The organism is Sphingopyxis macrogoltabida (assembly GCF_001307295.1).
GTDB lineage: Bacteria > Pseudomonadota > Alphaproteobacteria > Sphingomonadales > Sphingomonadaceae > Sphingopyxis > Sphingopyxis macrogoltabida_B.
Window position 1 is genome coordinate 3,268,665 of sequence record NZ_CP012700.1, and the last position, 12,486, is coordinate 3,281,150.

Genomic DNA, 12,486 nt, shown 5'->3' on the forward strand with positions numbered 1-12,486 from the left:
CGCCGACATCGGACGGCTTGGCCGCTGCCGGAACCGTCGTGGCCAACAATAGCAACAGCATGAGCCCGGCCGCTTACGCGGTGCCGGGCTCCATGTCGTTCCGGACATCAGAATTTCACGGATGCTTCGATGTAAAATTCGCGCGGATTATCGACGAAGGCCGACAGGTCGCTGAGCACGCCCGGTCCTGCGGTGCCCGTGCCGGTCCCCCCGGTGAACGGGATTTCCGAACCGCCGGTCACGACATATTTGTTGCTGAGGTTACGGCCGATGAGTGCGAGGGTCCAACGATCCTCGGGGCCTTTCAGCCGCAACGACGCATCGAACTTGGTGAAACTCGGCTGGATTGCGTCGGGGCGCAGCGTGTCCGAGAAATTATATTTGGACGAATAGCTCATGTCGCCGCTCGCCTCGAGCCGCAGTCCCGAACCCGACAGCTCGACCTCATAGCTTGCGCCGAGACGGCCGGCGAAGCGCGGCGCCTTGGGCGGGGTCAGTCCGTCATAATCCTGACTGGTGAAAGCAGCCCCGGGCGCCGGTGCGAGCAGGTTGCAGCCCTGTGCGATCGTCTGGCCGCCATAGCATTGGCCGACATAATCCTTGTAGGTCGCATTGTTGTACGCCGCCGCGCCGCGCAGCGAGAAGCCGCCCGAACGCCAGTTAAAATCGCCCTCGATGCCCTTGACGCGCAGCGTGCCGGCGTTCGCCACCACCTGCCCGATCGTCACCGGATCGAAATTCTGCACCTGCAGGTCGAGATAGTCGTAATAATAAGCGGTGGCGTTGAGCGACAGCGCGCCGCCCATCAGAATTGCGCGCGCGCCGACTTCGCCGCCGCGGGCGCGCTCCGCGCCGAACTCGCCGGCCGCGACCGTTGCGGCGGGGGTCAGCGTCTGCGAGATATTGAACCCGCCTGATTTGAAGCCTTCCTTATAGGCGGCATAAAAGGTCAGGTCGCGCGACGGCTTGTAGCGCAGCGTCACCTGCGGCGACACGTCGGACTCCCGATAACGATCGTCGAGCCGCAGCCCACCCGGGAAGGCGGCGCCAAACGCCGGATTGGCGGCAAGCGACTGCTGGAAGCTGTCGCGCGATTCATAGCTGTAGCGCGCACCCGCCGCCAGCTCGATCGCATCGGACAGATTCGCCGTCACTTCGCCGAACGCCGACATCGAACTGCCCTTGAAACCATTGTCGCGCTTGAAGGTCACATAGGTCGTGCCTGCCGCGACCGCCGGCAGCGGGAAGATATAGGCGTCGGTGTTGAAGATGAACTTGTTGCTCGACGCGAACAGCCCGAACAGCACATTGACCGGCCCGTCCCATTTCGACTGGAAGCGCAGTTCCTCCGATGTCTGGCGATAATCGGCGAGCTGCGAGAAGGTGGCCGGATAGGCCTCGCCCGACACATTGTTGAGGTCGGTCTGCTTGAAGCGGTAATAGGAGGTGATCGAGGTCACGTCGAACACGTCGCTGGTCAGCGTCGCCGTCAGGATACCGAAGCCCGATTTCAGCCGCGAATACATGCGCCCGTCGCCGGCGTAGCGGTAATCGAGTTCTGCCACCTCGACCGGGATCGTCGAGCTGTCCGACCGGCCGTTGATGACGCAATCGGCGTTGGGGCTCGGCGGGATGCCGTTCGCGGCGAAGGGCACGGTGCGGCCGCCGCCGCAGATGCGTTCGATGATGTCGGTCGGGCCGCCGTCCTTCTGGTCGGTATATCCGGTCTTGACCTGGAAGGTCAGATTGTCGGTCGCGTCCCATTCGATCGTCGCACGGCTGCTGTAGGTCCGCCCATAGCCGCGATTCTTGCTGTTGCGATGGCGTTCGAGCCCGAACGGATCGATATAGGTTTCGCCCGCGGTGTTGGTGAAGGCGCCCTCGCTGTCCGAAATGCGGAAGGCCAGCCGTGCGCGCAGCCCTTCGGCGAGCGGGCCCGAGATATAGCCCTCGCCATATTTCTCTTTCGCCTCGAAGCCGTAGCCGAGCTTGAGCCCCGCCTCGAATACGTCGCGCGGGTTGTTGGTGGTGACCGAGATCAGGCCGGCCGTCGCATTCTTGCCGAAGAACAGCGCCTGCGGACCCTTGAGCACCTCGACGCGCTGGACGTCATACTGGCTGAGCCCGATCTCGCGGCCGCGGCTCATCGGCATGCCGTCGACGACGAAGGACACCGATTGGTCGAACCCGGCGCTGAGCGCGGTCGATCCGACGCCGCGCAGGAAGATGCTTGCCGACGAACCCGACGCCGCCTTGCCTGCCACCATCGTCGGCACAAGCTGCGCGATATCGTTGAATTCGGTAACCGCATAATTGTCGAGCGCCGCGCCGCCGAGCGCGGTGATCGCCACCGGCGCGTCGATCAGACGCTCATCGCGGCGGCGGGCGGTGACGATGATTTCGCTGTCGGCCATGCTGCCGGTCGTCGCCTCGTCAGCCGGCGCCTGAGCAGCCGGATCGTCTTGGGCAGAAGCCGGTGCGGCGACCGCCGCGAGCGCGATAACCGATGCCAGGCAAGCGTAGCGAATTGCAGGACGCGAAAATGTGCGATCCATGACCGTCTCCTCCCAAGATGAGGCCATCATCTGCGGCCTTGGGAATTAACCTACAGTCATTAGATTTAAAGTCAATCGCAAATTTAACGCCATAAGGTTTTTGAAAATGGCGGCGTATATCGTTTTAAATCAGTATCTTACCTCTATTGAGGTATCAGTCAGCAGGCACGAGCAGCCGCTTCGCAAAGGCAATCACGCCGTCATTAAAGGCATCGTTGCGATCGCCCGCAACCATGTGCCCTGCGCCCTGCACATCAAGGATTTCGAGACGCGGCACCTGTCGCCGGAAGGCGGCGATCCCGGCATCGCTCACCACGTCGCTCGACAGGCCCCGAACCAGCAGGACCGGGATGTTGACCAACGCGCCCAACGTCTCGGTCGCGCGTTCGACGACAATATGATGCGTCGTCGGCGCGGTATCGAGGATGCGCGGATCCCAGTGCCAATAGAGGCGCCCGTCGTCGCGCGGACGCAGATTCTTCATCAAGCCGCCGGCATCGGCCGGGCGAGCGCGCTGCGGATTATAGGCCGCGACCGCCGCCGCCGCCTCGTCGATGCTCGCAAAGCCGCCGCTGTTCCCGTGCATGAAACCGACGATGCGTTCGATCCCGCGCGGATCTGGCTCGGGCACGATATCGACAAGTACCACCCCCGCCGGCCGCAGCCCCTCGTGCACCGCCTGGATCGCGGTCGCGCCGCCGAGCGATGCGCCGACGAGCACGAACGGCACGCAAAGGTCCGCGACCACCGCGCGAAGGTCGGCCGCCCGGTCGCTCAATGCATAAGCGCCGCTCGGCGACCAATCGCTGTCGCCATGTCCGCGCGCGTCGAAATTGATCACCTGCAGCCCCGCCCCGATCAGACTGTCGACCGCGCGACTCCAGCTGTGCCGCGTCTGCCCGCCGCCGTGCAACAACACGACGCACGGCGCGTCGGCGTCACCGCCCCGATCGCCGACCAGCTTGACGCCGTCGGCCGATACGAAAACGCTGCGCTTCAGACGATCTGCCATCGCTTTTCTCTCCTCAGTCTCGACAATGACCCCGCGCTTACCTAACGTCAATAGATTGAACATGTGCAACCGGACGACGGCTTTAGCACTGGCGCTAGCCGCGCCTCACTGCCATGAGCAACCGGGCAAGGGGAAACAATCTTTGGCACGACCATCCAAACCGCTGATATCGCGCGCCAATGCGGCCGAGGCCGCGCTGGAAGTCATCGACGAGGCCGGGCTCGAAGAGTTGAGCCTCAATCTCGTGGCGCAAAAGCTCGGCGTGCGTCCGCCCTCGCTCTATCACCATTTCAAGGACAAGTCGGAGCTGTTGCAGGAAGTCGCGCGCATGATGTTCGTGCGCATCCCGACCGTGAACGATCCGTCCCAATCCTTCGAGGAACAGATCATCGCGCGCTGCGTCGTCACCCGCCGCGCCTTGCTCAAGCACCCCAATGCCGCGCCGCTGATGCTCCGCTATTTCCCGCGCCATTTGTTGCTCGCCGCCTATGAGCGGGCGGCATCCGAGGAACCCTATCCCCCCTCAATCCACCTGACGGTGATCGACGCGATCGAGAAGTACACTTTCGGCACCGCGCTGTTCGAGGCGTCGGCGCAGGTGCGCGGTATCCCGGTGATTCCGCCGGTCGACGCCGCCAAATATCCGAATTTTGCGAAGGCCGTCGATGACAATCCCTTCGGCGACGAAGAGATGTTCGTCGAGGCGCTGCGGATGTTTCTCGTCGGGGTGCGTCGCCGGCTCGGCACCGATACGATCGGCGCGCCGCTCGGCGAGACCGACTAGCTCAGTCCGCGATATCCCATTCGACCGGCAGCGATTCGAGCGCCATCACCGTCCCGATGCGAAAGCCGTGCTTCTCGCCGGGAACCGCACGAAAAGCGGGGACGCGTTTCACCCATTCTTCGGTCAGGATACGCAGTTCGGCGCGGCCGAGGACATGGCCGACGCACAGATGCGGCCCCGACGAAAAGGTCAGATGCGCGGTCTTCTTGCGGTCGAGATCGAAGATGTTCGGCTGCTCGAACTTCGCCGGGTCGCGGCTGCCGAGACAGAGGACATTGAGCACCATCTCGCCGTCGCGAAACCGGGCCTCGCCGATCTGCTGGTCCTGCACCACTAGTCGCGGCGTGTTGACGACGCCATAGAGCCGCACCGCCTCGTCGGCGAAGGCCGGAATCAGCGACGGGTCGGCGGCGAGCCGTGCCTGAACCTCGGGCATCTGCGCGAGCTGCTGAAAGGCGAAACCGGTGACATTGGTCACCGTATCCATGCCGCCGAGGAAGAGCACGAAGCTCATCGCCAATATCTCGTCGTCGCTCATCGTGCGCCCGTCGACATCGACGGTGATGAAGTGCGACATCAGCTTGCCGTCGGGAACCGCACGCTTCTCCGCGATCAGCCCCTTGAGCTCGCCGAGGATCAGCGCGCTCAGCCGCCCAAGCTCGGCCTCGTCATTCTGCGCCGAGAAGAAATCCTCGGCGAGATGACGGAAATCCTGCAACCGCGCGAGGTCCATGCCCATCAGTTCCATGAACACGCTGACCGGAAACACCTTCGACACATCGGCCTGGAAGTCGCAGGCGCCCTTGTCGGCGACCGCCTCGACAAATTCGGCAGCCCATTCGCGGATCCGCGGTTCGAGCGCCTTGATCGCGGCGGGTCCGAACATCGGCATCATCGCACGGCGATAGGGCAGGTTTTTGGGCGGATCGAGGCTCAGCGGGATCATGAAGGGCGGGTTCTGGACGCGCGGAATCTGCATCTCGCGCACCGAAAAATGCTCGGGATCGAGTACGATCTGGCTGATCGCGTCGAAGCTCTTGACGATCCAGTGTCCGCCGTTGAGCCGCGTCCAGAAAATGCCCGGTGCGTCCTCGAGTGCGGCCGCATAGGTTCCCTGCACATCCTCGCCGATGCGCGGGTCGGCATAGATGTCGAAATCGAACACCAGATGCGCCGGGATATGCGGCGGCACCGGCGCGGCGGCGAGCTGGGCAGCAGTCATCCTTGGCTCCTCATCTGACGCGCTCCATCCTTTCATGCGCGCCGGCATAGGCTTCGCGCACCGCGGGCTTCGACAATTTGCCGGTCGCGAGCCGCGGCAGCGGTTCGGCCGAAAAAGCGACGTAGCGCGGCACCTTGTAATTGGAGAGATTGGTGTTGCAGTGCGCGATCAGCGCCGCGACATCGACCTCGGCGGCCGCGTGGTAGACGACGAAAGGCGTCTCGCCGAACTTGGGATCGGGCGCAGCAATGGCAAGCGCCTCGATCACGCCGGGGAATTCGCACACCACCCGCTCGACCTCGGCCGCCGAGATGTTGAGCCCGCCCGAGATGATCAGATCCTTCATCCGGTCGACGAAGGTCAGAAGCCCGCGCTCGTCGAGCGTGCCGATGTCACCCGAATGGAGCCAGCCATCGCGGATCGCCTTCGCCGTTTCCTCCGGGTTGCGCCAATAGCCCTGCATCATCCCGGGCGAGCGCATCAATATCTCGCCGGGTTCGCCCGGATCGCAATCGCTGCCGTCGGGGCGTACGACGCGCAGATCCATGAAGACGCCGCCCCAACCGCATTTCTCGGGCTCTTCGATCGCCAGATGTTCGGGCATCATCGTCGCGTTGCCGCCGACTTCGGTCTGGCCGTAAATCTGCCGGATCGTGATCCCCTTTGCCTTCCACGTGTCGAGCAATTTCCGGCTCACCCGCGCGCCGCCCGCGGTCGCGAGGCGGATCGACGACAGGTCGGCGTCGGCGAAACCCGGACAGCGCGTGATCGCCTCGAAGAAGGTCGGTACACCGCCGAAACAGCTGATCTTCTCGTCCTGGATCAGTTGCAGGATCGCGTCGGGAACGAAAGCCGGCTCCATATAAACGGTGCAGCCCTGCACCGTATAATGGACGAGCTGGACGAAGCCCGCCGAAGTATTGAGCGGCGCGAGCGTAATAACGCGCGACCCCGGCGACGAGGACGTCTCCTCGACCGCCCAGCAGGCGGCATAGGCGGTCATCGAGCGGTTGGTGAAGACGACGCCCTTGGGCTTGGCGGTCGATCCGCTCGTCGCGATGATGACCACGGGCGCATCGGGAAGCGGATCGTGCGCGGGCAAGGCGGGTGCAGCATGACGCAAGGCTTCGACCTCTGCCATCGGACGCGGGGTTAGCCCTGCCGCCTCGACATTCGCCGCAAACTCGGGCGCGGCGAAAGCGAAGCGCGGCTCGGTCGTCTCGCACAGCTCGCGGATTTCGCGCGGGGTGAAGCGGAAGTTGACCGGGTTGACGATGCCGCCGGTGCGGATGATCCCCATGATCAGCGCGCAATAAGCGAGACTGTTGGTCGAGCAGATCGCGACGCGATCGCCGGGCTGCAACCCGTCGGCCTCGAGCATGGCGGCAACGCGGTCGGACCAATCCTTATAGTCGGCAAAGCTCAGCCGGTCGCCGCCGAGCACCACAGCAGGCTGCTCCGGCCGCATCCGCGCCCACCAATCCATTGCGCCCGGCAAAGTCTGCGCCATTCAGTCCCTCTCCATCCGGTCTTTGCCGGCTTATCGTTCAAAGAAGCGCTTCGATCGCTTCATAATAGCGGATGATATTGGTCTCGAGCCCGCAATAGATCGTCTCTTCGGGCACACCCGCGTTCAGCCCCTGTTGGCTGATCTCGGCAGCGCGGAAATCCTCGCCCCCGAACACACCGAGGATCAGTTCGTAGGAGCGCGCGAACACCTCCTCGGCCTTAGGCGTCGCCGCGGCTTCAGGTGTCAGCATGAAATATTCGACCGTCGTGCGATCGGGGCCGCGCGGCATCAGGAGCATGACGCTGGTATAATACTGGCTGGTCACCACGACGCAGTTGGGGAAGGCCGTATAGGCATGGGTGACGAGCTTGTGGACGTTCGCCGCCGGGTCCTCGTCGAGCATTTCGGGGACATAGCCGATCCGCCCCGACACCTGCCGGATGTTGGGGCCGAACATGTCGACGATGTTCGGCGCGTCCTGGAAGCGGTCGCCGATCGATGCGGCGTGGAGCCGCTGGACATGATAGCCCTCGAGGAAGGGTTCGAGCACGACCTTCCAGTTCGCCTTGAGGTCGAATGTCTTGCGACCATAGACATGCGCCGATCCGATCCCGAGCGCGTCGAAATCGTCGGCGACCTGCTGCGACAGGTTCGACCAGTCGGCGGCGATGTCGCGGTTGAGCTGGACATAGACGATGCCGCCCCATTCGCGCGCCTCAAGCTCGATCAGCCCACGCTGGCTCTTGTCGAGTCCCTGAAAGGCCTCGCTGCGCGACACGCCGATCAGCTTGCCGTCGATGCCATAGGTCCAGGCGTGATAGGGACAGGTCATGCGGCCCTGCTTGTGGAGCGCGCAATCCTCGATGATCTTCGCCCCCTTGTGCTGGCACGCGTTGATAAATGCCTTGATCGTGCCGTCGCGGGTGCGCGACACGAGCATCGGGAAGCCATAGCTGTCGTTGGCGACGATGCTGCCGGGTTCGAGCAGCGCCGAGACGGTGACGGGAACCGGATAGCGGCGGAAAATCCGCTCCTGCTCGCGGTCGTAACGCGCCTGACCCGTGAAGATATCGTGGGGGCGCGTCGACCCGAAGGGGACGACCACCGCATCCTTTTCGGCGGGGATCTTGCGGATCGCCTCGATCTGGCTCGGCGTCAGGTCGGCGAGCGTCGTCAGCTTGCGGGCTGGGCGTGCAACGTCTGCAACGTCACTCATATCGCGATCCTCTCCTTTTCGTTGGCCTCAGCCTATTCGACCCTTTACCTAATGACAATAGTTTTTTATGATGAGGATGAGAGTGCCGTAAAAACGGCCAAATCGAGGGGATTGCGGCATGAGTTTCGACTATATTATCTGCGGCGCCGGCGCCGCCGGCTGCGTCCTCGCTTACCGCCTGTCCGAGAATCCGCATCTGAAGATCGCGCTAATCGAAGCGGGGCCGCGCGACCGCCATCCCTTCATCTCGATGCCCAAGGGGCTCGCCAAGGTGATGCAGGATCCGAAGCATCTGTGGGTGCATATGAGCGAGCCGGAGGCGTCGACCGCGGGCCAGTCCGAGGCGTGGGTGCGCGGACGCGTGCTCGGCGGATCGTCGTCGGTCAACGGCATGATGTATGTCCGCGGCCAGCCTGCCGATTTCGACGCGATCGCGGAGAAATCGAGTGACGACTGGAGCTGGGCGCGTATCGGCGCCGCCTATCGCGCCTTCGAAAATCACGAGCTGGGCGCCGCCGAGACGCGCGGCGATGCGGGGCCGATGAAGATTTCGATGCCGACGCAGCGCCTGCCGGTCAGCGACGCACAGGTCGCGGCGGGCGAAGCAATGGGCTGGGCGAAAAAGACCGACATCAACGCGCCCGACGATCAGGTCGCGATCGGCTATGCGCCGCGGACGATCTGGAAAGGCAAGCGGCAGAGCGCCGCGCAAGCCTTTCTGCGCCCCGCCGAAAAGCGCCCCAACCTTACCGTCCTGACCGAACGCACCGTCGACCGCGTGATCTTCGACGGCACTCGCGCGGTCGGGGTCGAAGTCGTCCACAACGGCGTGCGCGAGCGGATCGATGCGCAGCATGAGGTCATCCTCTCCGGCGGCGCGATGGCGAGCCCGGCGATCCTCGAACGCTCGGGCGTGGGCGATGCGAGCCGCCTCGCCGCGCTCGACATCCCGCTCGTCCACCATAGCCCCGAGGTCGGCGAAGGGCTGATCGAGCATCGCGGGATCATCATGCAGTGGAAGCTGACGAAAGCGGCGCTGTCGCAGAACCGCGTCTTCGGCGGCTGGCGCCTGCTGCTCGCCACGCTCAAATATTATCTCACCGGCGACGGGCCGATGTCGGCCGCCGCCTATGAAATCGGCGGCTGGTTCAAATCGCGTCCGGGGCTCAACCGCCCCGACGTCCAGATGCTGATCGCGCCGTTCAGCTTCGACATGGAAAAGCAGCGCACCGCGCTCGAAAAGCATCCCGGGATCAATGCGGTGATCTATCCGCTGCGTCCGACCTCGCGCGGCAGCATCCATATCGCGACGCGCGATCCAGACGCCGCGGCCAGCTTCAGACCCAATTACCGCGACACCGAGGAGGATCGCGCCGCGATGACCGGCGCCGTGCGCGTGATGCGCGAATATGCACGGCAGGAACCGCTGGCCAGCATGATCGCCGAGGAAACGCTGCCCGGTCCCGCCTTTGCGACCGACGCCGAAATTCTCGATGCCTATGACCGGTTCGGCACCTGCGGTTATCATGCCGTGGGCAGTTGCCGGATGGGCAAGGACGAGGCTTCGGTCGTGGATCCGGCCCTCCGCGTCCGCGGCGTCGCGGGCCTGCGCATTATCGATACCTCGATCATGCCGGTGATCCCGTCGGGCAACACCAACGGCCCGACGATGGCGATGGCCTGGCGCGGCGCCGACATCATCCTGCGCGATGCGCCTGCGGCCTGACGACTAAGGCGGCGGGACGGCCGGCGATGCCCTTACCGCCTCATCGCCGCCCCGCCGCCTCGTCACGCCGTCACGAACCGAATTTGAAGCCGATCGTGACGCCCCCGGTGATCCCGCGGCCGAGCGCCGTCGAATAGCCGAATGTCGTCGTCTGCATGTTGCGGAATACGCGGTCGCCCTGGTTGAGGAGGTCGCGGCCCCAGACGGTGACGTAGAAATTATCCTTCAGCGGCCGGAAGGTCGCCGAGAGGTTGAGCGTCGTCAGCGCTTTCTGGACCGGCGCCCTGCCCTCTCCCGCCGGATAGGGGTTGCCGCCGGCATCGACCCCCGCGGGATAGAAACCGTGCGTCGCATGGTCGAACTTGTCGGTATAGCTGAGCAGCCCCGCCAGTTCGAGCTCGCCCGCGGCGCCCAGCGGCAGCTTGTAGTTCGCTGACACGCTGGCCATGATATTCGGCGTGACGGGCAGATCCTCGCCCGAACAATCGGCGTTGGTCGCCAGCGCCAGGCCGACCCCCGCAGGGCGATAGATTTCGCAATTCGGGAAGCTGTCATATTCCGATTTGAAATAGGTCGAGAAGCTGGTGTTCAGCGTCAGCCGGTCATCGGGCCGGAACGACATTTCAGCTTCCAGCCCCGAAATCGTCGCCTTCGCCGCGTTGATCGAAATCTGCGTGTTGGTCGCCGGGTCGACGACCGGCACCTGCAGATTGTCATATTTATAATAATAGCCCGCGAGATTGAGGGTCAGCTTGCGGTCGAACAATTGCGACTTCAGTCCGACCTCGAAAGCATCGATCGTCTCGGGCTCGGTCGCGCGCGCCGACAGCGAGGAGATATTGTAGACCCCGCTCTTGAAGCCGCGGTTGTAGCTCGCATAAACGAGGAAATCGTCCGAGAATTTATGGTCGAGCACGAGGCGATAGGTCAGTTCCGAGAAGCCGGTGCTCAGCCCGTCGCACAGCGGATCGGCAGTGCAGACGTCGCCGATCGTCTGCGGGATCGCGATGACCCCGCCGGTGCCGTCGGGGACATAGGTGACCTTGCCATTATCCTCGTCGAGCGTCGCGGTCTCGTCGGTGTAACGCAGTCCGGCGGTGATCTTCGTCCCCTGCCCGAACTCATAGGACGCCTCGCCGAACAGGCCGACCGATTCGATTCTCACGAAAGTGCTGAGGTCGATATAGGCGAGCCCCGACGTCGGCCCGAGGCCGAGCGCCGACAGTTCGAGCAGCCGCTGCGGGATGGCATGCGGCTGGAGTTTGGTCGGGACCGGCAGGCCGACATATTGGTCGAGTTGCGTATAGCCGTCGCGATAATTGATATAGAAACCGCCGAGCAGCCACTGGAAGGGCGAGCTGCCTTTCGACGACACAAGCAATTCCTGTTGCCAGGTGCGGCCCTTGAGGTCGGTGTCGAACCAGAAGACCGGGGCGGGCGACAGGTCGAGGTCGAGCTGAACCCCCGAACCGCTGCGCGTATAGGCGCTGGTCGAGCTGATCGCGACGTCGCCGAGATCATAGTCGAGGTGGAGCGACATGCCCCAGCTATCGTAACGCACCTCGGGCGGCACCTCACCATAATAGGCGCGCTTCGGATTGCGGATATCGACCCCCGATACCGCCTCGCCGACCGAGAGGGACGATCCCGGCGCGGGCTGCATCGCCATGATCGGGGTGGTATAGCCATTGATGTAATTGCCCTGTAGCTGTGCCGAGAAATCGCCGCTTTCAAAGAGCAAATTGGCCCGGAAACCATAGGTTTCCTCCTCGCCAGTACCCTTGCCGATGCCGTTCGACGGGTTGCGGTTGGTGATATAGGGCGTCTCGTAGCGATAGAAGCCGCTGACGCTGAACGCCAGATTTTCGCCGAGCCCGGTGGTGATATAGGCGCGCGCGCCGCGATCATCGGTGCCGAAGGTCCCTTCGACCATGCCGCCGAAGTCCTGGCTCGGCTTTTTCGTCGAGATCAGGATCGCGCCCGAGGTCGCGTTGCGCCCGAACAAAGTCCCCTGCGGCCCGCGCAGCACCTGGATCGATTCGACCTCGGGAAAGGTCTGAAGCAATATCCCCGTCTTGTCGGTCTGATAGACGCCGTCGATATAGACCGCCGCGCTGGACTCATTGCCCGGGGTGATGTTGCGGCTGCCGACACCGCGGATATAGGGCACCGACTGGCTGCCGCCCTCGGGCACCACCAGCGAGGGCGCCATCTGCGACAATTGGCGCAGGCCATCGATCCCGGTCGACTGAAGCTGCTCGCCCTGGAACGCCGAGACCGCGATCGGCACGTCTTGCAGCGCTTCTTCGCGCCGCTGCGCGGTGACGACGATAACGCCGTCGCCGCCGTCATTCTCCTCGGCGGCGGGCGCCGCCGCGTCGGTCTGCGCCGCGGCGGGCACCGCGGCCATCGCGATCAGCATCGCGGTCGAACCATATAAGATTTTGTGTGAAACAATCAT

The 12,486-nt window shown here is 63.9% G+C and carries 8 protein-coding genes; 2 read left to right on the forward strand and 6 right to left on the reverse strand.

Annotated features, from left to right (window positions below; genetic code table 11):
* Positions 1 to 107: 107 nt before the first annotated feature.
* Positions 108 to 2,555, reverse strand: a complete 2,448-nt coding sequence (locus AN936_RS15205; protein ID WP_054588839.1) for a TonB-dependent receptor — start codon at positions 2,553 to 2,555, stop codon at positions 108 to 110.
* A gap of 154 nt (positions 2,556 to 2,709) precedes the next feature.
* Positions 2,710 to 3,567: an alpha/beta fold hydrolase gene (locus AN936_RS15210; RefSeq protein ID WP_054588840.1), complete on the reverse strand. Its 858-nt coding sequence runs from the start codon at positions 3,565 to 3,567 to the stop codon at positions 2,710 to 2,712.
* Positions 3,568 to 3,709: 142 nt separating this feature from the next.
* Here AN936_RS15210 and AN936_RS15215 point away from each other — a divergent pair, with 142 nt between their 5' ends.
* On the forward strand, positions 3,710 to 4,351 hold the full coding sequence (locus AN936_RS15215; protein ID WP_054588841.1) for a TetR/AcrR family transcriptional regulator: 642 nt from the start codon (positions 3,710 to 3,712) through the stop codon (positions 4,349 to 4,351).
* 1 nt (position 4,352) lies between these two features.
* Here AN936_RS15215 and AN936_RS15220 read toward each other — a convergent pair whose 3' ends face one another.
* From AN936_RS15220 to AN936_RS15230, 3 genes are read right to left on the reverse strand one after another with little or no spacing between them, the layout of a single operon-like run.
* Positions 4,353 to 5,573 carry a cytochrome P450 gene (locus AN936_RS15220; RefSeq protein WP_054588842.1) on the reverse strand — a complete coding sequence of 407 codons (1,221 nt, stop codon included), beginning with the start codon at positions 5,571 to 5,573 and terminating at the stop codon, positions 4,353 to 4,355.
* 10 nt (positions 5,574 to 5,583) lie between these two features.
* Positions 5,584 to 7,083, reverse strand: a complete 1,500-nt coding sequence (locus AN936_RS15225) for a class I adenylate-forming enzyme family protein (protein WP_054588843.1) — start codon at positions 7,081 to 7,083, stop codon at positions 5,584 to 5,586.
* Positions 7,084 to 7,120: 37 nt separating this feature from the next.
* On the reverse strand, positions 7,121 to 8,299 hold the full coding sequence (locus AN936_RS15230; protein WP_054588844.1) for an aromatic ring-hydroxylating oxygenase subunit alpha: 1,179 nt from the start codon (positions 8,297 to 8,299) through the stop codon (positions 7,121 to 7,123).
* A 118-nt stretch (positions 8,300 to 8,417) separates the two neighbouring features.
* Here AN936_RS15230 and AN936_RS15235 point away from each other — a divergent pair, with 118 nt between their 5' ends.
* Positions 8,418 to 10,025 (forward strand): GMC family oxidoreductase, encoded by a 1,608-nt coding sequence (locus AN936_RS15235; RefSeq protein WP_054588845.1) that lies wholly within the window; start codon positions 8,418 to 8,420, stop codon positions 10,023 to 10,025.
* A 70-nt stretch (positions 10,026 to 10,095) separates the two neighbouring features.
* Here AN936_RS15235 and AN936_RS15240 read toward each other — a convergent pair whose 3' ends face one another.
* Entirely contained in the window at positions 10,096 to 12,486 is a 2,391-nt protein-coding gene (locus AN936_RS15240) for a TonB-dependent receptor (protein ID WP_054588846.1), read from the reverse strand.

What these genes read in the sequence shown, in the direction of transcription:
- AN936_RS15210 (WP_054588840.1), bottom strand. Translation starts at nt 3,567, where the DNA reads ATGGCAGATCGTCTGAAGCGCAGCGTTTTCGTATCGGCCGACGGCGTC.
- AN936_RS15235 (WP_054588845.1), top strand. Translation starts at nt 8,418, where the DNA reads ATGAGTTTCGACTATATTATCTGCGGCGCCGGCGCCGCCGGCTGCGTC.
- AN936_RS15225 (WP_054588843.1), bottom strand. Translation starts at nt 7,083, where the DNA reads ATGGCGCAGACTTTGCCGGGCGCAATGGATTGGTGGGCGCGGATGCGG.
- AN936_RS15240 (WP_054588846.1), bottom strand. Translation starts at nt 12,486, where the DNA reads ATGATTGTTTCACACAAAATCTTATATGGTTCGACCGCGATGCTGATC.
- AN936_RS15205 (WP_054588839.1), bottom strand. Translation starts at nt 2,555, where the DNA reads ATGGATCGCACATTTTCGCGTCCTGCAATTCGCTACGCTTGCCTGGCA.
- AN936_RS15230 (WP_054588844.1), bottom strand. Translation starts at nt 8,299, where the DNA reads ATGAGTGACGTTGCAGACGTTGCACGCCCAGCCCGCAAGCTGACGACG.
- AN936_RS15220 (WP_054588842.1), bottom strand. Translation starts at nt 5,573, where the DNA reads ATGACTGCTGCCCAGCTCGCCGCCGCGCCGGTGCCGCCGCATATCCCG.